Source organism: Phenylobacterium sp. (assembly GCF_025351295.1).
GTDB lineage: Bacteria > Pseudomonadota > Alphaproteobacteria > Caulobacterales > Caulobacteraceae > Phenylobacterium.
The window spans coordinates 17,039-35,292 of sequence record NZ_JANXWD010000135.1 but is presented as its reverse complement, the minus strand read 5'-3'; the positions used below and the strand labels follow the sequence as shown (position 1 = coordinate 35,292).

The following is an 18,254-nucleotide window of genomic DNA, read 5'->3' as shown; positions in this document are numbered from 1 at the left end:
GCAGAACGCACCGTCGAGCACACCTGGCGGCGCATCGGCATGCTCCTCGACCACTTCTCGGCCGACGCGTGCGCCAACTCCCTCGTCAACTCCGGCTACGCTCCATGCTAAAGCGGTCATGCCCTAGGCGGTCCGTCTGTCCAGGGCCCAGGTGCGGAACGGTTCGTATCTGGACCCGGTCCAGGCCAGCGCGGTGACGCGGATGCAGCCGGCCTCGACCTCGATCTCGTTGAAGCCCGGCGGCACCCCGCGTTCGCGGACCGACAGCGTGCCCGCCCCCACTGCATAGGTCTTCCCGTCGCCGCACGGATAGGGCCAGGTGAAGGGCGCATGGATATGGCCCGAGAGCACCAGGTCCACCTGCGCTTCCGCGAACCGCAGCGCCGCCTTCGGCCCGCCCCAGACCCGGGCGGTCATCGGCCCGCCCAGCATCTCGATCAGCGGATGGTGCACCACCACGATCCTGAGCGCGTCGTCGGGCTGGAACCAGTCGACGGCGGCCCGCGCCTGCCGAGCCGCGATCTGGCCCTTGGACCAGTTGATCCGGGGCTGGGCGCCGCGCGCGGTGTTGATGCCGCGCACGCCGACGCCGGCGCCGCGCCAGCTCTGCGCCGGCGCCGGGCCGATGTGGCGCTCGTAGCGGCGGAAGGGCGCGGCGACCCGCTCGGCCCAGGCCAGGTAGGGCGCGTCGTGATTGCCCGGCGTCACCAGCCGGGGCTCGGGCAGGCTGGCCAGCCAGACGGCGGCGGCCTGGAACTCCGCGACCTCGCCGAACCGGGTCAGGTCGCCCGAGACCACCACCAGGTCGAAGCCGCCCGCCTGCACATGGGCCGTGGCCGCGGCGACCGCGCCCGGGTTCTCGCCGCCGAAATGAATGTCGGACAGATGCGCCAGCCGAAAGCTCACGCGGGGTCCTTGGGCGGGGCCAGGACGCGGCAGACGGCGGGGACGTAGCGGATCTCGGCCAGGCCCTTCAGCCGCACGATCTCCCCGTCAAGCACCGCCGGAATGGTCTGCGCCGACCACACGCGGACCACCTTGCAGTCCTGGACCTGGACCGCGGGGTCGGTGCGCCAGTCGCGGACGATGGCGTTGAGCCCCAGGCGCAGCACCTCTCCGGCCCCGTGCACGTTCATCGCCGCGACCTCCAGGGCCTTGGCGTCGGTGTCCAGCGCCTTGGAGGCGATCGGGCACATGATGACCAGCGCCTCGGTCTTCTCCCGCTCGCCGCCCTCGACGGAGTAGCGCAGCCGGCCGGTGAAGGCCCGCCCCACGGCGCGGCGCGCCCGCAGGAAGGCCAGCTTGGCCTTGCCCTGCCGCACCGCCTCGCGAGCGGGGGCCCACAGCGCCGGCGATCCCAGGATCGCGCCGCAGAGGAACCGGTGACCCTCGACCTCGCCGCCGCCAAGCGTCCGCGCCTCGCCGGTCTCCAGCGCCAGGCGCAGCGCCTCGGGCCAGGGCCGGACGCCGTAGACCGCGTGGGGCAGCATGTTCATGGTCCCGCCCGGCAGCGGGGCGATCATCGGGCCGTCGGGGCCGCAGAGCTCGGCCGCCGCCCGCGCCGTGCCGTCCCCGGCCAGGATCACCAGCAGGTCCGGACGGGCCGCGATGCTGGTCTTCAGGGTGTCGATCAGATCCTTGACCGGCGGCGTGCGGATCTCCGCGGCGATCCCGAATTCGGCGAAGATCTCGGCCAGGCGCGCGGTGGCGTCCGCGCCGACGCTGCCTGAGGCGACATTGGCGATGACCTCGACCTTGGCGAGGCGGGGACGGGCGGGGGCGTCGGGCCTAGCTGTGGGGGGCAGCCGAGTCGGTCCTGTTCTTGTCGCCGACGACGGTCTTGTCGCCGGCTACGGTCTTGTCATCGGTCACGTTGCGCACCGCCTGGCCGGCCTGGCTGGCGGCGTCGCGCACCGCAGGCTCTGCCTTGTCGGCCGCCGTGGCAAGGTTGCGATCGACCACCCCGCCGGCGCTGCCGAACGATCCGTTCACCACAGCCAAGGCCACCACGATAAAGCCGATGGCGGCGGCGATCACCATGAAGGTCATCATCACCGGATGGCGGCGGCGGGCGGCCTTGGCGTCGTTGCGGCCCCGCTCATAGGCCTCGCGCAGATCGGCGCCTTCCTCGCGGCGGACGGCGTCTCGGTCGCTGATTGAGGTCACGGCTTGATACTCCGAACAGGATGTCCTCCACTGCAACGATAGGGCGCGGTCTTGGTTCCGGTCGGAACTGCGCGGATGGCGGGGCGTTTTCGCCACCATGGAACACACCGCACGGAGACCCTTCAGCATGCTGAAGCCCATCATCGCCATTGTCGGCACCGGCGTCCTGGCCGCCGCCTGCACCGCAACCGGTAACACGGAACGTAGCGCCGCCGGCGGCGCGGTCCTTGGCGGCCTGGCTGGCGCGGCCATCGGCGCCGTCTCGGGCGACGTCGGAACCGGCGCGGCGGTCGGGGCGGCGGTCGGCGGCACGGTCGGCGCCGTGCACGGCTGTCGCAAGGATGGCGGCTGCGGCGCCTCCACGCCCAACCGTCGCCAGTACTACGACGAGCGCGCGGGCCGCTATTACTACTACGACAGCGGCACGGGCCGGTACTATTGGGAGAATGGCTCGCCCCGCTGACGCGGCCGCGAGCTCGGATATGATCGAGGGGCGGTCGGACAGGTCTCCGGCGGCCCCTTTCGCGGCTTAGGACCTATGGGAGCTGGGCTGATGAACAAGATCGCGACGATGACGGGACTGGCGCTGGCCATGGGCCTGGGCGGTTGTGCGATGACGCACGGCGCCCGCGATCGCATGGTGCGCGCCGACAAGACCTGCCAGGACGTCACCATCCCGATCTACTTCGAATCGAACCAGGCCGAGCTCACGCCGGAAGGTCGGCGGGTCATCGCCATGGCCGCCGCCGGCACCAAGGGCTGCCGGGTGGACTCGGTCAAGGTGCTCGGCCTGGCCGATTCCGCCGGCGATCCGGCCGCCAACCTCGAACTGTCCAAGCGCCGCGCCGCCTCGGTGGGCGAGGCCCTGACCAAGGCCCACCTGCCGCCCGCCGAGTTCGGCCTCAGCGCCGCCGGGGACGCGGGCTCCCTCACCGCCAAGGGCGCCATGCAACCGGTGCGCCGCCGCGCCGACATCGTCCTGAAGCTGGGCCAGCTGAAGTAGGCCAGGCCCGCCCGCGGACCCGCCACCCCATCATCGCGAAAGGAAGGGCAGGTCCAGCGGAGCCGCCCATTGTCGCAAATGGGAAGGGCGGGTCCAGCGGAGTCGCCCATTGTGCAAAAAGGAAGGGCGGGTCCAGCGGAACCGCCCAGGGTGCATCATCGAGAAGGGGGTGCGGAGACGGCAGACTGGCGTGCTCGCCAGCCTCAAGTCGGGGGGGGCGTCGCCGCCTCCGCAGATATAGAACCCGCATCGCCGCGAAGCGTTCCGGCCGATTTTCAACTTTTTTGAAAAATCTCGCGCGGTCGCGGGCGCGCTGTCCGCGCCTCGACGAGCCGTTGTGGAACATCTAGCGAGTCGGCCGAAAAGACGATTGAATTCGGGCCTTTACGAAGCTTGGCGATGGCTGTGGAACGCCCGCCAACAGGCGCCGACGCGCCGGCCGGTCCACGCGTTGTCGTCCCGGTGGAAACCCGAGGCCGGTCTAGACGCCGCCCCGGTCGCCCGGCCGGCTCGCAAACGCAAAAAGGGCGCCGCTGTCGAAGCGGCGCCCTTGTTCCTGGACCGAAAGCCTGTCGCGTCAGGCGGCCTGCTTCTTCGCCTTGCGCGGATGGAAGAACAGCGCCTGGCCGATCGCCGCCTTCACCGTCTCCGGCTGGAAGGGCTTGGTGATCAGGAAGGTCGGCTCCGGCCGCTCGCCGGTCAGCAGGCGCTCGGGGAAGGCGGTGATGAAGATCACCGGCACGTCATAGCGCGCCAGGATGTCCTTCACCGCGTCGATACCCGATGAACCGTCGGCCAGCTGGATGTCGGCCAGCACCAGGCCCGGGGTCTTGCGGTTGACCGCGTCGACGGCCTCAGTGCGGGTGGCGGCGATGTCCACCACCGTGTGGCCGAGCTCGGTGACCAGGGCTTCGATGTCCGCGGCGATCACCGGTTCGTCCTCGATGATCAGCACGTCGGTGGCCAGTTCGGCGTCGATCTCGGCCTGAGCCTCGGAGATCAGCTGCTCGACCTCGCCGAAGTCGGCGTCGAGGATCTGCGCGGCTTCGGACGGGGTGAAACCCTCCAGCGCGGTCAGCAGGAACGCCTGCCGCGAGCGGGGCGCGATGCGCATCAGCCGCCGGGTGGTGTCATCGACATAGCTGTCGTCGTCGGCGGGGCCCTCCAGCTGGGCGCCGGAGGTGCACCAGATGGCGTGGAAGACGTGATACAGCGCCACCCGCGGCGTCATGGTGTCCTGCAGCGTGCGCTCGCCGGCCGCGAGGGCCTCCAGCGCCACGCGCACGTAGTGGTCCCCCGTCGTCTGATCGCCGGTCAGGGCGCGCGCATAGCGGCGCACGTAGGGAAGATGCGGCGCCAGTCGGGCTAGTAGACTCAAGGGTGACCCCTCCCGTTGCGGTTCGGACGCGGCAGCCCGGAGCCGGGGAGAAATTCCCCTGGCCAGGCCCCATCATGATGCAAAAACGCCAGCGGAGGGAACCGGTTCCCATCGACCGCGGTTTTCCGCATCTTGGCCGTTGCGGATCGGGAACCCGACAGAGGGGTAGCGCGTTGAGCGCTCACGATACGAACGAGAGGGGGCGGCCTTCGCGCGAGCGGGGCGCCGGTAAAATGATCGAACAGCGTCCCACACCGGAGCGCCGGAAGGCCTCCGCAGCTCTGGATGAAGCCCGCTTGCGCCAGCAGGCGATCGGCGTGCGGCTGCGTCAGATGTTCGACGAAGTCGTCAACGAGGACGTCCCGGACGAGTTCCTCGACATCCTTCGCCGGGCCGACGAGCGTGGCTCGGAGGGCGGCAAATGAGCGAGAGCGTTCAGAGGATTCGTCCCGATCGGCCTGAGCGTTCGGCCGCCGAAGACCTCGCCTTCAAGCGCGAGCTGGTCCAGTTGATCCCCCACCTTCGCGCCTTCGCCCGCACCCTGTGCGGCGACGCCACCGCCGCCGACGACCTGGCGCAGGACGCCATGATGAAGGCCTGGGACGCCCGGGCCAGCTTTCAGATGGGCACCAACATGAAGGCCTGGACCTTCATGATCCTGCGCAACCAGTTCTATTCGGAGAAGCGCCGGTCCTGGCGCCAGATCCAGCTCGACCAGGAGGCCGCCGAGCGGACCTTGGTGGCGGTCGACGATCCGGAGGCGCCGGTCGCCCTGGACGAACTGCGGCTGGGCCTCGCCATGCTGCCGGCCGAACAGCGCGAGGCGCTGATCCTCGTGGGGGCCGGCGGGTTCGCCTATGAAGAAGCGGCGGCTATCTGTGGCTGCGCGGTGGGCACGGTGAAGAGCCGGGTCAGCCGGGCCAGGCGCGCTCTGCACGGCATCCTGGAAGCCGGTGCCTACGATCGGGACGGCGGATCAGCCGGGGACGCCATGCGTTCTATCCTGGCCGATGCGGAGCGGTTAAGCACCGTCCGGTAGGGCGGTTCACCGAATGCCTCGCTTGCCTGGGAGTTCGCAGCGTACGATCCGGTTCCGCCTCACGGCGGCCCTGGCGGCGGCGCTCTTGCCGGTGCTGATCCTGGGCGCGCTGCAATCGGCGATCGCCTTCCAGCGCGAGGGCCGCGGGCTGCGCCAGAATCTCGGCATCGCCGCCGAGCGCAGCGCCGCCACCGCCCGCGCCCGGATGGAGGGCGCCAACGTCCTCCTGGAAACCCTGGCCCCCGCCGCGGTCGGTTACCAGTGCGCCCAGCGCCTGGCCCAGGTCACCACCCGGGTCCCCGGCTACCTCAACCTGATCCGCTTCGATCGCCAGGGGCGGCTGGTCTGCGCCGCCGGCGACGTGCCGGCCGACCCCCGCCGCGCCGCGCGGCCCTGGTTCACCCAGCTGGCGGCCGGCCGCGACTTCGTCGTCACCCGCGATCCCGGCTCGGCCTATGCCGTCGAACCGGCCGTGCTGACCGCCGCGCGCGCCAAGGGGGACGACGGGGCCTTCGACGGCGCATTCGCCGCGGTGATCTCGCTCTCCAGCCTGCAGCCCCAGCTCCGGGACCCCTCCCTGCCCAAGGGCGCCGAGGTGGGTCTGGCGGAGAAGACCGGCCGCTATATCACCACGACCGACACCAGCGCCTTCCCGACCCTGCCGGCCAACTGGCGCGCCAAGGTCGAGGCCAGCGGTACGATGGTCTGGTACGGTAAGGACGCCAAGGATCGCCCCCGGGTCTATTCCGCCGCCCCGGTGGTCGGCGACGAGGTCTATGTGGTGCTGTCGGCGCAGTCGCCGGGCCTGCTGTCCTGGGCGCGGCTCAACCCGCTGACCGGCATCGTCTTTCCGCTGCTGACCTTCCTGCTGGCGCTGATCGCCGTCATCGTGGCGGCCGACCGGGTGGTGATCCACTGGATCACCTATCTGCAGCGTATCGCCTCGCTGTACGCGCGCGGCCGGTTCAGCGTGCGCCCGGTGCAGGCCGAGCACATGCCGCCGGAGATCCGCGAGCTGGCCGAGACCCTGGAGGACATGGCCGACGCCATCGTCGGGCGCGACGCCTCCCTGCGTGACAATCTCGCCCAGAAGGACGCGCTGATGCGCGAGATCCACCACCGGGTGAAGAACAACCTGCAGGTCATCTCCAGCCTGCTGAACATGCAGCAGCGGGCGCTGAGCGACCCGGCCGCCCGCTCGGCCATGAGCGACACCCGCCAGCGGATCACCGCGCTGGCGCTCATCTACCGCGCCCTCTACCAGGGCCCCGACCTGAAGCGCGTCGACCTGCGGCCGTTCCTGGAGGAGCTGACCGCCCAGCTGGTCTCGGGCGAGCTGCACCACGGCCTGGCGGTGCGCACCGAGCTCAAGGTCGACCCCCTGGTCATCGACCCCGACCGGCTGGCGCCCCTGGCGCTGTTCGCGGTGGAGGCGATCACCAACGCCCAGAAGCACGCGTTTGTGGCGCGCGGCGGCACGCTGACCCTCAACTTCACCGTCCGCGGCGAGGAGGCGGAGCTGGAGATCTCCGACGACGGCCAGGTGGCGGATGGCGCCCTGGTCGCCACCGGCGTCGGCCGCACCCTGATGACCGCCTTCGCCCGCCAGTTGCGCGGGCGCGCCGAACTGACCCGCAACGCCGCCGGCGGGGTCACCGCACGGCTGATCTTCCCGACCCCCTCCGCCGACGGCGGCGCAATCGCCGGCGGTGGGAACCAGGCGGCGGCGTGAAGCGTTGCCGGAGGGATATTTTCAATCTCTCTGGAGGCTCTACATGCGCAAGCTCATCATCCTGGCCGCTCTCGCCGCCAGCCTCGCCGTCTCGGCCTGCAACACCGTCGCCGGCGCCGGCAAGGACGTGCAATCGGCCGGCGGCGCCGTGAAGGACACCGCCGAAGACGCCAAGCACTAGGCGGTCCTCATCTAGTTCAGACGACCGAGACCCCCGTCGCCAACGCGGCGGGGGTTTTGAGTCCGGGGACCGCCTGCGTCGCCGGGTCCCGATCCGTCCTAAGCCGCCGAGCGGACGGCCTCGCCGGGAGCGCCGTGCAGGCCGAGTTCGGGGGCGAGGCGGTCGAAGCGGTCGCCGGCCACATCCTTCAGGCCCAGCACCAGCCGGCCCCCCGGCGCCAGCGCGCCCTGCAGCTGCGCCAGCACCTTCTCCCGGGCCTCCGGCGCCAACTGGCCCAGCAGGCCGCGGCACAGCAGCAGATCGAACTGCCCCAAGCGGGTCAGGTCGTCCATCAGGTTCACGCGCCGCCAGCGGACCATCTGGCGGATGCGCGGCGACAGCACGAAGGCCTCGCCGCTCTTCTCGAAATGCCGCACGAGGTTGCGCGCCGACAGTCCCCGCTGCACCTCGAACTGCGAATAGAGCCCGGCCTGGGCCTTCTCGAGGCTGCGCTCGGAGAGGTCCGAGGCGAACAGGTCGACCTGCCCGGCCAGCGCCGGCGCCTCGGCCAGCCGCATGGCCAGGGAATAGACCTCCTGGCCGGTCCCGCAGGCGGCGCTCCACACTCGCACGGGTTCGCCGCCGCGCGCGTGCGCCAGATCCGGCATCACCCGGTCGGCCAGGGCGTCGAACAGCGCCCGGTCGCGGAAGAACTCGGGCTCGGGCAGCACCATGGCCTCCACCGCCGCCCAGGCCTGGCGCGCGTCGCCGCGGTTGCGCAGGGCGGTGATGAAGTCCTCGGGCGAGTCGTAGCCCTCGCGCCGCGCCACCGGCGCCAGCCGGCTATCGATCAGATAGGCCTTGTCGGTGTTCACCTTCAGGCCGGCGCGCGCCAGGCACAGCGCCGCCACAAAGGTCAGGTCGGACGGCGCGATCACGCCGCCACCCCCAGGTAGGCCAGCTTGCCGGCGACGATGCCGCCGTCAAACGGCTTCATGATGAATTCGTCGGCGCCGGCGTCCAGCGCCTCGCGGATCTGATCGATCTCGTTCTCAACCGTGCAGAAGATCACCTTGGGCCGTGCGCCCCCCGGCTCGGCCCGCAGCCGGCGCAGGAACTCCATCCCGTCCATCGCCGGCATCCGCCAGTCCAGCAGGATGGCGTCGGGCATCACCGCGCTGCACCAGGCCATGGCCTCGACCCCGTCCGACGCCTCGGCCACCTCGAAGCCCAGGTCCTCGAGGATCCGCCGTGACACCTTGCGGATCACGCGGCTGTCGTCGACGACGAGACAGGTCTTCAAGGCCCACGCGCTCCCTGGTGTGAGGGATGCAGTTGTCGCGCCAAACCGGTTAACGCGACGTTTGGCCTGTTCCTCGTCCTGGCCCGAAGCGCCCGGGCGCGGCCTCAGCCCGCCGGGGCGTCCAGCCAGCGGCGCATCCAGGCCTCGACGTTGCGGTACCACTCCACCGAGTTCTGCGGCTTCAGCACCCAGTGGTTCTCGTCCGGATAGTAGAGGAACCGCGACGGCACGCCCTTGCGCTGGGCGGCGGTGAAGGCGGCCATGCCCTGGCCCAGCGGCACCCGGAAGTCCCGCCCGCCATGGATCACCAGGATCGGAACCCGCCAGTCGCCGGCCTTGTTCATCGGGTTGAACCGCTCGAAATCCTGCGCCTTGTCCCAGACCAGGCCGCCGGTCTCATATTCGGAGAAGCCAGGGATGTCGGTGGTCAGCGCCATGGTGCGGGTCTCCATGATCCCGTCATGGTCCACCAGGCACTTCCAGGGCGCGTTCCAGGCCCCGGCGATCCAGGCCACCATGTAGCCGCCGTACGATCCGCCGAGCGCGCAGGCCCGGCCGCCGTCCAGGTACGGGTACTTCGCCAGCGCCGCGGCCCAGCCCTTCTGCAGGTCTTCCAGCGGCCGGTCGCCCCAGTGGCCGACGATCGAATGGGCGAAGGCCTCGCCATACCCGCTGGACCCATGGAAATCGATCATCACCACGGCGAACCCCATCCCGGTCCACACCTGCGGGTTCCAGCGATAGCTCCAGGCGTCGCCGAAGCTGCCGTGCGGCCCGCCGTGGATCAGGAAGGCGACCGGGTAGGCCTTGCCCGGCTGGTAGCCCTGCGGCGGCAGGACGTAGCCATAGACCGTCTCGTCGTTCCAGCCCTTGAAGCTGAACTGCTCGGCCGGCGAAAAGCTGAACGCCTTCAGGGTGCGGCTGTTGTGGTTGGTCAGCTGCACCGAGCCGCCCGCGCTGACCTCGTACAGCTGCGCCGGGCCGCGCAGGTCGTCGCGGGTGGCCACCAGCCGGCCCGCCGCGGCCGTGAAGCTGCCCACCTGGCCCTCGCGGGTGAGGGCCATCGTCTTCGCCGTGGCCACGTCGATGGCGAACAGCCGGGTCCGGCCCTGGTCGGCCATGGCGGCATAGACGGCGCGCCCGTCGCCCGACCAGCGGATCGCCTCGGCCGAGCGGTCCAGCCCGGGATCGACCTCGCGCACCGCCCCGGACCTCAGGTCGCGCACCATCACCGCGGCGCGCAGGTCGTCGTGTGCCTCCCGCTGGGCCAGAAAGGCGAGCCGGGTCCCGTCCGGCGACAGCGTCGGCTTGCCGGCCGAACCCTGCATCTGGGCGTCCAGCAGCGTCGGTCCCGTCGAACCGTCAAGGGGGGTGGCGTAGAGCCGGTAGCGGTTGGAGACCCCCCAGGCCGCCCCGGGCTCCAGGGACGAGAAGATCACCCGGTCGTCGGTCACCGCATAGTCGCTGTCGTCGCCGAACGGCTTGTCCGGCGCCTCGGCCCCGAAGCCCGTCATCAGCGGCGTGGGCTCGCCGGGCGCGGCCCCTTCGGCGTCCAGCTTGACGGCGAACAGCTGGGCGCGCTCGCCGGCCTGCCAGTCGTCCCAGATCACCATCGGCAGGTGGTCGAAGCCCAGGGCCGAGACGCCGCCGGTCTTGCGGGCCTCCTCTCGCTCGCGGGTGCAGGCGAGGGTGTCGCAGTCGGGGAACACGGTCAGCGCCAGCACCAGGGTCTTGCCGTCGGGGCTGAGCCGGAAGCTGCCGACGTTGATCGCCAGGTTGGTCACCTGGGTCGCCACCGCGCCGTCGGAATCGGTGCGCCAGACCTGCTGCACCCCCGTGCGCGCGGAGAGGAAGTAGAGGCTCTGGCCGTCCGGCGACCAGCGCGGCCCGTTGGCCGGCTTCTCCGAGATGCGCAGCTGGCGCGGCGGCAGGGTGGGCGTCCTGCGGTCCAGCATCCAGATCGAGCCGGGCCCATGGTTGGTCGCCCAGTCGGTGTAGCGCACCGAATAGGCCAGGAAGCGCCCGTCCGGCGACAGCTGCGGATCGCCCACCCGGTCCAGCATGGCAAGGTCCTTGGCCGTGAAGGGCCGCGCGACGGCCATCCCCGCGAACAGCAGCGCCAGGCCGGTGGCGAGGCCTGCGGTGAACGTCCAGCCGATCTTCAAGACGCGAACCCCCCGGAGCCGATCCGGGGCCCAGCTTAGGCCGGCACGGTGGCGGCGAACACCACCCGTTCGTCCTGCACGTCGGCGAACACCCGCCCGCCGGCGTCGGCCACGAACAGATGGACATAATAGGCCTGCACCCAGTTGCCGTGCATGCCCTCGCCCAGGGCATGGCCTTGCAGCCCGGCCAGCACCTCCGGCCGCAGCCGGGCCCGCGCGCCGACCGCCTCGACGGCGATGACGATGGACTCGCCTTCCTGGACGGCCCGCACCGTGGCCAGGCCCCCAGTGGGCAGCGCCGCGCCGCCCATCTGCGCCAGGTTGAGCAGGGTCCGCGCTGCCGGCTTGGTCACCGCCGGGACGTCCACCGCCCACGCCAGCCCGGCGCGCATGTGGCTGAAAGCGCCCTGGGCCAGCTTCTCCAACTCCCGCGCGTCGAAGGTCTCGGCCGAGGCCGAGGCGCCGAACGCCACCCGGCAGAACGACAGCAGGTCCGCCAGCTTCTTCGACGAGGAGGCGATCAGACCCATGGCCTCCTCGCGCATGTCCTGCGCCGATGGGTCGTCCAGCAGGTCCAGCCCGGACGCGATGGCGCTCGCCGGGCTGATGAAGTCGTGGCACATCCGTGCCGCCAGGTAGGCGGCGATCTCCGCGGGGCGGATGACGGCAGGCGCGGTCGTGTCGGTCATGGCGTCCAGCTTTGGCGCGATTTGCATATTGGGGAAACGCCCGGCCGTCTCTAAGAGACCAACCCAATGACGACGTTTGGGGATCCGTTCCTGGAGCCGGGCGTCCTGGTGCGTCACCCGTCGCAGGCCGACTGGGGGCTGGGCCAGGTCCAGTCCGCCGCCGGGCGCAAGGTCACCGTGAACTTCGAACATGCGGGCAAGCGGACGATCGACGCCGGTGTCGTGAGCCTGCTGGTTGTGGGCGACGATCCTAGAGAAACCGATTCCAGAGGCCACGGGCCGGGGGCGACTTGAGCGACGACAACGACATTGGCGAAGTGCTGGCCGAGATCTGCGAGGCCGCCGCCGCCCTCATCCTGCCCCTGTGGCGCTCCGGCCTGGCCGTGACCACCAAGGCCGACGAGAGCCCGGTGACCGAGGCGGACCAACGCGGCGAGACGCTGATCCTGGAGCACCTGGCGCGCCGCTTCCCCGATATCCCGGTGATCTCCGAGGAGGACGCCAGCGAGTTCGGCACGCCCGACGCCATCGGCCCGCGGTTCTTCCTGGTCGATCCCCTGGACGGCACCAAGGCCTTCGTGCGCGGCGACCTGAACTTCACCGTCAACATCGGCCTGATCCAGGACGGCCGCCCGGTAGCCGGCGCGGTCTCGGCCCCGCCCAGCGGCGAGACCTGGTTCACCCATGGTGGTGGCGTCCTAAAGCGGGCGAACGGCGGCCCGGCGGCTCCCGTGCGGGTGCGTCCCTGGCCAAAGGGCGAGGCGATCTGCCTGATCAGCCACACCATGAAGGAAGAGGCGATCGCCAAGCTGGTCGCCGAATATGGCTTCGACCATCCGCTGGCGATGGACTCATCGATCAAGCTCTGCCGCCTCGCCGAGGGCTCGGCCGACATCTATCCGCGCCACGGGCCGACCATGGAGTGGGACGTCGCCGCCGGACACGCCGTGCTGGAAGCCGCCGGCGGATCGTTCAAGACGCCTGAGGGAGAGCCCTTCGGCTACGGCAAGGCCAATGCCGGCTTCCGCAACGGCTGGTTCGTGGCGCGGGGCGGGTAGGACCACCCCCACCCCCGGTCTTCCCGCCTTCGCCGGGATGAGCGGCTCGAGGGTGCGGAGCCTCGCACTGGGACGGATCGACATTCAGCTGCCGCCGACGGCCTTAGCTTCTCCTCACCGGTAGGGGGAGGGGGACCGCCCGAAGGGGGGTGGAGGGGGACCGCCGCCGCCGAGACCTATCCTGCAAGCCCCCTCCACTATGCTGCGCAGGATCCACCTCCCCCTGCGGGTGAGGAGAACGCGGCGGCCTCCTGCTGAATGTCGATTGGCCCTAGATCAGCTTGCCGCCGTTCCAGTCTTCCGACGCCGGCGCCGAGACGGTTGACGACCAGGTGTCGTGCTGCGTCGGCGCCGTCGGGATCGTGGTGATCCGCGCGACCGCGAGATAGCCCGCGAAGCCGAGCACGAAGGCCACGCAGGCCAGCATCAGGAAGGGCTTCAGGACATCCATGGCGCCGGTCGATCCGTCCCCTGAGTCGGTTACCCAGAGATCAACAGACCCGCCCGCGGAAGGTTGCGGCCGGGCCGCCGCTTGTCTTTGAGAATTATTCGCATTAGCAGGCAGGCCGGCGACGTCGCCGAAGAGAGAGATCTTCCTGCCCATGAAGCCGCTCGCCAGGCTGCGCCGCGTATGGCTCGACGTGCATCTCTGGATCGGCGCGGGCCTGCTTGTCGCGCTCATGCCCCTCAGCGTCACCGGCGCCATCCTGGTCTGGCACGATCGCATCGATCACGCCCTCTATGCCGTCAGATACGCAACCAGCGGGCCGACGGCTTCACAGCCCGTCGAGGTCTATGCCGAGGCGGCGCAGGCGGCGTTCGGCACGCGCGCCCGGTTGACCCAGATCCGGCTTCCGCAGACCCCCGGCGATCCGGTGGTGGCGGTCGGACGGCTCGACGGCCCGCCCGGTCCGGGGGGTCGGCCGCGCACCCTCAACGCCTGGATCGATCCGCCGACAGCCCGGGTGCTCGACACCGCCGAGGTCGCCCGGCAGGCCACCATGGTGATCCACCGGCTGCACGGCTCGCTGCTGATCCCCGACCTTGGACGCAAGGTGGTGGGCTGGCTGGGCTGGGCGATGTTCGTGTCCTGCGCCACGGGCCTGTGGCTGTGGTGGCCCCGGCACGGCCGGTTCCTGGTGGGGCTGCGCTGGCGCCGAGGGGCCTCGAGCCTGTTCAACCTGCACCACATGATCGGCTTCTGGGTCTGCCTGCCGCTGGCGGCGCTCTCGCTGACCGGGGTCTATATCGCCTTCCCCCAGACCAGCCACGCCCTGGTGGGCGCCTCGGTCCCGCCGCAACGCCAGGGCGGCCCCGGCCGCCTCGCCCCGCCGCTGGCCCAGCCCCGCATGAGCCTGGGGGCGGCGATCGCCGCCGCCGGGGTCAGGCCCCAGGTGGTCAACTATCCGCAGAGCGGCCGCTCGCCGTCGTGGCGGCTGGAATCCGCGGCCGGCGCGACGCTCCAGGTCGTCGACGCCACGGGCGAGGTAAGGCGGGCCCTGCCCGAGCGCGGCGGCGGGGGCGGTCCCGACCCGACCTCGAAGCTGATGCGCCAGGTCCACGACGGGACCGATATGGGACTGGTCTGGCGGATCGTCATCACCCTGGCCGGCCTCGCCCCGGCCGGGCTCGGGATCACCGGCGTGGTGATGTGGCTACGCCGCTCCGCCCGCCGCCGCGCGATCGGCCGCGCCGTGGCCTAGAGCGCGTCAGGCGAAAGTGGATCCCGGTTTCGCCGCCCGACGCGCTCTAATTCAAAGAGTTAGAGCCTTTTGATCTGGTTCAAGTGACTCCACTTGAACCAGAAAGGCTCTAGGACTCCGGCGCCGGGTGGCTGGCGATCCAGGCGTCCAGCGCCTTGGCGGCCTCGTCGGTGCAACCGGCCGACTGCACCTGGGCGATGGCGTCCAGGGTGGTGAGGCTGGCGGGCGTGGGGCAGACGCCGCCGCGGGTGCGGTGCTGGCCCAGGCCCTCGGTGACCTGGCGGCTGTCCGTCGAGACGATCACCCGCAGTTCCTCCAGCCGCTGGGCGTCCGCGCCGGCGGCCTTGCGCGTCGGGACGACCACCCCGCCGGCCGCGCCTTTCACCTGCACCACGTCGCCGCTGGCGTGCATCAGGGTGATCGTGCGCCCGACGGCCACGGCCAGCCGTTGGCCGCCGTCGAGACCCCGGCCGGGGGCGATGGCCGGGTCGGTGGATCTGACCACGATGTAGTCGTGCGCCGCGGCGGCGACGCCGACGGTGGCCAGGGACAGGGCGATGAGGGCGGCGCGGCGGAAGCGGCGGACAAGGGCGACCATGGGACGCAGTCTCGCGCGCCGGAATCGCATCGGCAAGGCCGGGTTGCGTCGCTCCGGATAACACGTCCTTCGAACGCCGGTTGGGCGGAAAGGAGAACAGCCGGCCGGGACCACCGAGAGCGGGGCCTGCGACACAGGGCAGCCGGCGCGGCAACGACGATGCCGGTTAACGCTCGGTTAAGCCCGGAAGACTATCTTGGCCGGTAGGATGGCGAGGCCGATACCGTGGTCAATGTGCAGTTGCGCAATTCAGGGGAGGGGCTGTGGTCCTCCATGAGCCTGCCCACCTCGGTGCAACTCGCCCAGACGCTGGCCGGCGCCGCCCGGCAGCTCAACCTGGCCGACGAGGTGCGCATCCAGCCCTGCGAGCCGCAACAGCCTGCGGCCAACCGCATCGACCTCAGGGTCTAACCGGTCGCTGGCCGGACAGGTCGGCCCGCGCGTCCACATCGAACAGCACGCCGTCGTCAGGCGCCTCGACCAGGGCCAGTCCCGCGCCCAGCCGCTGCAGGATCGGCCGCGCGCCGACGTCGCCGGTCAGCGCCGCCACCTCGCCGAACAGCGCGCGCGCCAGCACCACCGGATTGCCCCGCCGCCCCTGGAACACCGGCGCGGAGGCCGCCGCGCCGGCCGCCACCGCCTGGGCCAGGGGCGCCAGCACCGCATGCGGCACGCGCGGCATGTCGCCCAGGAACACGAAGGCGGCGGCTGCGTCGTCGTCCAGGCTGGCGATCCCCGCGCGCAGCGACGCCGCCATGCCTTCGGCGTGATCGGCCGCATGGACGAGGCGGATGGTCGGGTCGAAGGCCCGCGCGGCGGCGGCCACCAACGCTGCATCGGCCCCGGTCACCACGGTGATCGACCCTACCGGCGCGGCCCGCGCAGCGGCCAGGGCGGCGTGCAGCAGCGGGGCGCCCTGGAACGGGGCCAGGAGCTTGCCGCCACCGAACCGCGAGCCCGCGCCGGCCGCCAGCACCAGGGCTGCGATGCTGTGGCTTGCGGCCCCCCCTGTCTTCACGCGGCGTTCCCCCTTATCTTGTCTGCTGCATGACGCCCTATGACGACATGGCCCCGCAAGGGCGCACGCCGCTGATCGACGGTTTCGGCCGGACGGTGAGCTATCTGCGCCTGTCGGTCACCGACCGCTGCGACCTGCGCTGCGTGTACTGCATGGCCGAGCACATGACCTTCCTGCCGAAGGCTGAGGTGCTGAGCCTGGAGGAACTGGACCGCGTCGCCAGCGCCTTCGTCGACCTGGGGACGAAGAAGATCCGGCTCACCGGCGGCGAACCGCTGATGCGCAAGGGCATGCTGGACCTGGTCCGCCGCCTTGCCCGGCACCTGGGGACAGGCGCCCTTGAGGAACTCACGCTCTCCACCAATGGCACGCGCCTGCGCGAATTTTCCGGCCAGCTGGCCGAGGCCGGCGTGCGCCGGGTCAATGTCTCCATGGACACGCTGAAGCCGGACCTGTTCCGCCGCCTGACCCGTGGCGGCGACCTGGCCAAGGTGCAGGACGGCGTCGCCGCCGCCCAGCAAGCTGGACTAAGCGTCAAGATCAACGCTGTGGCGCTGAAGGGCGACAACGCCGCCGAACTGCCTGACCTGATCGCCTGGGCGCACGGCCGGGGGTGCGACATCACCCTGATCGAGACCATGCCGATGGGAGAGATCGAGGCCGATCGCACCGACCAGTACCTGTCCCTGAAGGACGTCCGCCGTCAGCTGGAGAGCTTCTGGACGCTGGAGGACCTGCCGCTGAACACCGGCGGCCCCGCCCGCTACGTCCGCGTCGCCGAGACCGGCGGGCGGCTGGGCCTGATCACCCCGCTCAGCCACAATTTCTGCGAGGCCTGCAACCGCGTGCGGCTGACCTGCACCGGGGCCCTGCACACCTGCCTGGGCCAGGACGACGAGACCGACCTGCGCGCCGTGATCCGGGCCGGCGCCACCGACGCCGAGCTGGCCGTGGCGATCCGCGCGGCCATCGCCGGCAAGCCCAAGGGCCACGACTTCGAGATCGCCCGCGCCAGGCCCGCCGTGGCCCGCCACATGTCCACCACCGGCGGCTGAGATGGCGCGGGTGCTGCTGTTCGGCCCGCTGCGCGACCTCGCCGGCTGGCGCGACCGCGAGGTCGAGGCCGCCTCCCTGGCCGCGCTGCGCGGCTTGCTCGCCGATGAGGACGCCGATCTTGGCCTCGCCCTGGGCGGCCCCGGCGTCCAGGTGGCCGTCGACCAGGCGGTGGTGCGCGGCGACGCCGCGCTTACGGCCCGCAGCGAGGTCGCCTTCCTGCCGCCCATGAGCGGCGGATGACCATCCGGCTGAGCGAAACACCGTTCGACCCCGGCGCCGAACTCACCGCCTTCAGCCGGGGCCGCACCGAGACCGGCGCGGTCGCCACCTTCACCGGCCTGGCCCGCGCCGAACGCGGCGCCACCGCGATCCTTGAGCTGGAGGCCTACCCCGGCTTCACCGAGGCGCAGATCGGCAGGATCGCCGACCAGGCCCGCGAACGCTTCGGCCTGCACGACCTGGCCATCCTCCACCGGGTGGGCAAGATCGGCCCCGGCGAACCCATCGTCTTCGTCGCCACCGCCGCCAGCCACCGCCGCGCCGCCTTCGAGGCCTGCGACTTCCTGATGGACTACCTGAAGTCCCGCGCGCCGTTCTGGAAGAAGGAACACGGCCCCGACGGCGCCCGCTGGATCGAGCCCAGCGCCCAGGACCACGCCGACCGCGAGCGCTGGGATGGCCGCTAAGCCCAAGGCCTCCGCGGTCCAGGCGGCCGGCGCCTGCGTCTGCGGCGCGGTGAAGATCGAGATCGACGTGCCCGCCCGCTGGGCCTGGCACGACCACGCCGCCGCCAGCCGCCACGCCCACGGCGCCGCCTACGTCACCTATGTCGCCAGCTACCGCAGCCGCTTCCGTATCCTCGAGGGCGAGGACAGCCTCACCCGCTTCGAGGACGCCGCCGCCGGCACGGCCCGCAGCTTCTGCGCCCGCTGCGGCGCCCCGGTGCTGTACGAACGCGCCCGCTCGCCCACCATGGTCAATATCCCCCGCGCCCTGTTCACCGAGCGCACCGGCCGCGAACCCCGCTACCACATGAACCTGTCGGAGCAGGCCGACTGGACCTACCTCGGCGAGCCTCTCGCCCCGCTGAAGGGCTATCCCGGCGTGATGTGGGCGCGTCCCCGCAAGACGAAGCGCATCCTCCCGGACGACATGTTCTGACCGGCCGATAGCGCTTGCCCGAAAT

Annotated in this window: 25 protein-coding genes; 14 read left to right on the top strand and 11 right to left on the bottom strand. The window is 71.2% G+C overall.

The window, feature by feature from the left end; genetic code table 11:
- Nucleotides 1–123 precede the first annotated feature (123 nt).
- Genes Q0R13_RS18805 through Q0R13_RS18795 form a run of 3 tightly spaced genes read right to left on the bottom strand, consistent with a single transcriptional unit; the run spans nt 124 to nt 2,166 of the window.
- Nucleotides 124–906, bottom strand: coding sequence for a metallophosphoesterase (locus Q0R13_RS18805; RefSeq protein WP_293906825.1), 783 nt, complete (start codon nt 904–906; stop codon nt 124–126).
- Nucleotides 903–1,745: a diacylglycerol kinase family protein gene (locus Q0R13_RS18800; RefSeq protein ID WP_293906829.1), complete on the bottom strand. Its 843-nt coding sequence runs from the start codon at nt 1,743–1,745 to the stop codon at nt 903–905. Before Q0R13_RS18800 ends, Q0R13_RS18805 begins: the two co-directional genes overlap by 4 nt.
- A gap of 43 nt (nt 1,746–1,788) precedes the next feature.
- Nucleotides 1,789–2,166 (bottom strand): hypothetical protein, encoded by a 378-nt coding sequence (locus Q0R13_RS18795; protein WP_293906823.1) that lies wholly within the window; start codon nt 2,164–2,166, stop codon nt 1,789–1,791.
- A 127-nt stretch (nt 2,167–2,293) separates the two neighbouring features.
- On the opposite strand from Q0R13_RS18795, the gene Q0R13_RS18790 reads away from it, so the two are divergent.
- Together Q0R13_RS18790 and Q0R13_RS18785 are read left to right on the top strand one after the other, a co-directional pair.
- Complete coding sequence (locus Q0R13_RS18790) at nt 2,294–2,629, top strand: glycine zipper family protein (RefSeq protein ID WP_293906821.1); 336 nt, start codon at nt 2,294–2,296, stop codon at nt 2,627–2,629.
- Between the two features lie 90 nt (nt 2,630–2,719).
- Entirely contained in the window at nt 2,720–3,169 is a 450-nt protein-coding gene (locus tag Q0R13_RS18785; protein WP_293906819.1) for an OmpA family protein, read from the top strand.
- 577 nt (nt 3,170–3,746) lie between these two features.
- On the opposite strand, the gene Q0R13_RS18780 is transcribed toward Q0R13_RS18785, so the two are convergent.
- Nucleotides 3,747–4,547, bottom strand: a complete 801-nt coding sequence (locus Q0R13_RS18780; protein ID WP_293906817.1) for a response regulator — start codon at nt 4,545–4,547, stop codon at nt 3,747–3,749.
- Nucleotides 4,548–4,780: 233 nt separating this feature from the next.
- Between Q0R13_RS18780 and Q0R13_RS18775 the strand changes: the two genes are divergently transcribed.
- Genes Q0R13_RS18775 through Q0R13_RS18760 form a run of 4 tightly spaced genes read left to right on the top strand, consistent with a single transcriptional unit; the run spans nt 4,781 to nt 7,499 of the window.
- Complete coding sequence (locus Q0R13_RS18775; RefSeq protein ID WP_293906815.1) at nt 4,781–4,972, top strand: NepR family anti-sigma factor; 192 nt, start codon at nt 4,781–4,783, stop codon at nt 4,970–4,972.
- Nucleotides 4,969–5,586 (top strand): sigma-70 family RNA polymerase sigma factor, encoded by a 618-nt coding sequence (locus Q0R13_RS18770; protein WP_293906813.1) that lies wholly within the window; start codon nt 4,969–4,971, stop codon nt 5,584–5,586. Before Q0R13_RS18775 ends, Q0R13_RS18770 begins: the two co-directional genes overlap by 4 nt.
- Before the next feature lie 13 nt (nt 5,587–5,599).
- On the top strand, nt 5,600–7,318 hold the full coding sequence (locus Q0R13_RS18765; protein ID WP_293906811.1) for a sensor histidine kinase: 1,719 nt from the start codon (nt 5,600–5,602) through the stop codon (nt 7,316–7,318).
- A gap of 43 nt (nt 7,319–7,361) precedes the next feature.
- Nucleotides 7,362–7,499: an entericidin A/B family lipoprotein gene (locus tag Q0R13_RS18760; RefSeq protein ID WP_293906809.1), complete on the top strand. Its 138-nt coding sequence runs from the start codon at nt 7,362–7,364 to the stop codon at nt 7,497–7,499.
- A gap of 98 nt (nt 7,500–7,597) precedes the next feature.
- Here Q0R13_RS18760 and Q0R13_RS18755 read toward each other — a convergent pair whose 3' ends face one another.
- The 4 genes from Q0R13_RS18755 to chpT form a co-directional block, all read right to left on the bottom strand.
- The gene (locus Q0R13_RS18755; protein WP_293906808.1) at nt 7,598–8,416 is read right to left on the bottom strand and encodes a protein-glutamate O-methyltransferase CheR; all 819 of its coding nucleotides are present in this window, start codon (nt 8,414–8,416) and stop codon (nt 7,598–7,600) included.
- The gene (locus Q0R13_RS18750; RefSeq protein ID WP_293906806.1) at nt 8,413–8,781 is read right to left on the bottom strand and encodes a response regulator; all 369 of its coding nucleotides are present in this window, start codon (nt 8,779–8,781) and stop codon (nt 8,413–8,415) included. The genes Q0R13_RS18755 and Q0R13_RS18750 overlap by 4 nt, the downstream gene beginning before the upstream one ends.
- 104 nt (nt 8,782–8,885) lie before the next feature.
- Nucleotides 8,886–10,946 carry a S9 family peptidase gene (locus tag Q0R13_RS18745; protein WP_293906804.1) on the bottom strand — a complete coding sequence of 687 codons (2,061 nt, stop codon included), beginning with the start codon at nt 10,944–10,946 and terminating at the stop codon, nt 8,886–8,888.
- A 35-nt stretch (nt 10,947–10,981) separates the two neighbouring features.
- A complete protein-coding gene (chpT, locus tag Q0R13_RS18740; protein WP_293906802.1) occupies nt 10,982–11,662 on the bottom strand; it encodes a histidine phosphotransferase ChpT in 681 nt (226 codons plus the stop codon).
- Between the two features lie 39 nt (nt 11,663–11,701).
- On the opposite strand from chpT, the gene Q0R13_RS18735 reads away from it, so the two are divergent.
- Nucleotides 11,702–11,929 carry a DUF3553 domain-containing protein gene (locus Q0R13_RS18735; RefSeq protein WP_293906801.1) on the top strand — a complete coding sequence of 76 codons (228 nt, stop codon included), beginning with the start codon at nt 11,702–11,704 and terminating at the stop codon, nt 11,927–11,929.
- Entirely contained in the window at nt 11,926–12,693 is a 768-nt protein-coding gene (cysQ, locus tag Q0R13_RS18730) for a 3'(2'),5'-bisphosphate nucleotidase CysQ (RefSeq protein ID WP_293906798.1), read from the top strand. The genes Q0R13_RS18735 and cysQ overlap by 4 nt, the downstream gene beginning before the upstream one ends.
- A gap of 271 nt (nt 12,694–12,964) precedes the next feature.
- On the opposite strand, the gene Q0R13_RS18725 is transcribed toward cysQ, so the two are convergent.
- The gene (locus Q0R13_RS18725) at nt 12,965–13,144 is read right to left on the bottom strand and encodes a hypothetical protein (RefSeq protein ID WP_293906796.1); all 180 of its coding nucleotides are present in this window, start codon (nt 13,142–13,144) and stop codon (nt 12,965–12,967) included.
- 151 nt (nt 13,145–13,295) lie between these two features.
- Here Q0R13_RS18725 and Q0R13_RS18720 point away from each other — a divergent pair, with 151 nt between their 5' ends.
- A complete protein-coding gene (locus tag Q0R13_RS18720) occupies nt 13,296–14,396 on the top strand; it encodes a PepSY-associated TM helix domain-containing protein (protein WP_293906794.1) in 1,101 nt (366 codons plus the stop codon).
- Nucleotides 14,397–14,505: 109 nt separating this feature from the next.
- Here Q0R13_RS18720 and Q0R13_RS18715 read toward each other — a convergent pair whose 3' ends face one another.
- Complete coding sequence (locus Q0R13_RS18715; RefSeq protein ID WP_293906792.1) at nt 14,506–14,994, bottom strand: hypothetical protein; 489 nt, start codon at nt 14,992–14,994, stop codon at nt 14,506–14,508.
- Nucleotides 14,995–15,267: 273 nt separating this feature from the next.
- On the opposite strand from Q0R13_RS18715, the gene Q0R13_RS18710 reads away from it, so the two are divergent.
- Nucleotides 15,268–15,405, top strand: coding sequence for a hypothetical protein (locus tag Q0R13_RS18710; RefSeq protein ID WP_293906791.1), 138 nt, complete (start codon nt 15,268–15,270; stop codon nt 15,403–15,405).
- Here Q0R13_RS18710 and Q0R13_RS18705 read toward each other — a convergent pair.
- Nucleotides 15,395–16,012 carry an NTP transferase domain-containing protein gene (locus tag Q0R13_RS18705; RefSeq protein WP_293906789.1) on the bottom strand — a complete coding sequence of 206 codons (618 nt, stop codon included), beginning with the start codon at nt 16,010–16,012 and terminating at the stop codon, nt 15,395–15,397. The genes Q0R13_RS18710 and Q0R13_RS18705 overlap by 11 nt on opposite strands.
- Before the next feature lie 29 nt (nt 16,013–16,041).
- Between Q0R13_RS18705 and moaA the strand changes: the two genes are divergently transcribed.
- The 4 genes from moaA to Q0R13_RS18685 are packed head-to-tail and all read left to right on the top strand — an operon-like array spanning nt 16,042 to nt 18,229.
- Complete coding sequence (moaA, locus tag Q0R13_RS18700) at nt 16,042–17,067, top strand: GTP 3',8-cyclase MoaA (RefSeq protein ID WP_293906787.1); 1,026 nt, start codon at nt 16,042–16,044, stop codon at nt 17,065–17,067.
- A 1-nt stretch (nt 17,068) separates the two neighbouring features.
- The gene (locus tag Q0R13_RS18695) at nt 17,069–17,308 is read left to right on the top strand and encodes a MoaD/ThiS family protein (protein ID WP_293906785.1); all 240 of its coding nucleotides are present in this window, start codon (nt 17,069–17,071) and stop codon (nt 17,306–17,308) included.
- Nucleotides 17,305–17,754, top strand: coding sequence for a molybdenum cofactor biosynthesis protein MoaE (locus tag Q0R13_RS18690; RefSeq protein ID WP_293906783.1), 450 nt, complete (start codon nt 17,305–17,307; stop codon nt 17,752–17,754). Before Q0R13_RS18695 ends, Q0R13_RS18690 begins: the two co-directional genes overlap by 4 nt.
- Nucleotides 17,744–18,229: a GFA family protein gene (locus Q0R13_RS18685; RefSeq protein ID WP_293906781.1), complete on the top strand. Its 486-nt coding sequence runs from the start codon at nt 17,744–17,746 to the stop codon at nt 18,227–18,229. Before Q0R13_RS18690 ends, Q0R13_RS18685 begins: the two co-directional genes overlap by 11 nt.
- Nucleotides 18,230–18,254: the final 25 nt, after the last annotated feature.

What these genes read in the sequence shown, in the direction of transcription:
- moaA (WP_293906787.1), top strand. Translation starts at nt 16,042, where the DNA reads ATGACGCCCTATGACGACATGGCCCCGCAAGGGCGCACGCCGCTGATC.
- Q0R13_RS18790 (WP_293906821.1), top strand. Translation starts at nt 2,294, where the DNA reads ATGCTGAAGCCCATCATCGCCATTGTCGGCACCGGCGTCCTGGCCGCC.
- Q0R13_RS18765 (WP_293906811.1), top strand. Translation starts at nt 5,600, where the DNA reads ATGCCTCGCTTGCCTGGGAGTTCGCAGCGTACGATCCGGTTCCGCCTC.
- Q0R13_RS18690 (WP_293906783.1), top strand. Translation starts at nt 17,305, where the DNA reads ATGACCATCCGGCTGAGCGAAACACCGTTCGACCCCGGCGCCGAACTC.
- Q0R13_RS18720 (WP_293906794.1), top strand. Translation starts at nt 13,296, where the DNA reads ATGAAGCCGCTCGCCAGGCTGCGCCGCGTATGGCTCGACGTGCATCTC.
- Q0R13_RS18725 (WP_293906796.1), bottom strand. Translation starts at nt 13,144, where the DNA reads ATGGATGTCCTGAAGCCCTTCCTGATGCTGGCCTGCGTGGCCTTCGTG.
- Q0R13_RS18770 (WP_293906813.1), top strand. Translation starts at nt 4,969, where the DNA reads ATGAGCGAGAGCGTTCAGAGGATTCGTCCCGATCGGCCTGAGCGTTCG.
- Q0R13_RS18715 (WP_293906792.1), bottom strand. Translation starts at nt 14,994, where the DNA reads ATGGTCGCCCTTGTCCGCCGCTTCCGCCGCGCCGCCCTCATCGCCCTG.
- Q0R13_RS18760 (WP_293906809.1), top strand. Translation starts at nt 7,362, where the DNA reads ATGCGCAAGCTCATCATCCTGGCCGCTCTCGCCGCCAGCCTCGCCGTC.
- Q0R13_RS18685 (WP_293906781.1), top strand. Translation starts at nt 17,744, where the DNA reads ATGGCCGCTAAGCCCAAGGCCTCCGCGGTCCAGGCGGCCGGCGCCTGC.
- Q0R13_RS18785 (WP_293906819.1), top strand. Translation starts at nt 2,720, where the DNA reads ATGAACAAGATCGCGACGATGACGGGACTGGCGCTGGCCATGGGCCTG.
- Q0R13_RS18775 (WP_293906815.1), top strand. Translation starts at nt 4,781, where the DNA reads ATGATCGAACAGCGTCCCACACCGGAGCGCCGGAAGGCCTCCGCAGCT.
- chpT (WP_293906802.1), bottom strand. Translation starts at nt 11,662, where the DNA reads ATGCAAATCGCGCCAAAGCTGGACGCCATGACCGACACGACCGCGCCT.
- Q0R13_RS18735 (WP_293906801.1), top strand. Translation starts at nt 11,702, where the DNA reads ATGACGACGTTTGGGGATCCGTTCCTGGAGCCGGGCGTCCTGGTGCGT.
- Q0R13_RS18710 (WP_293906791.1), top strand. Translation starts at nt 15,268, where the DNA reads ATGAGCCTGCCCACCTCGGTGCAACTCGCCCAGACGCTGGCCGGCGCC.
- Q0R13_RS18695 (WP_293906785.1), top strand. Translation starts at nt 17,069, where the DNA reads ATGGCGCGGGTGCTGCTGTTCGGCCCGCTGCGCGACCTCGCCGGCTGG.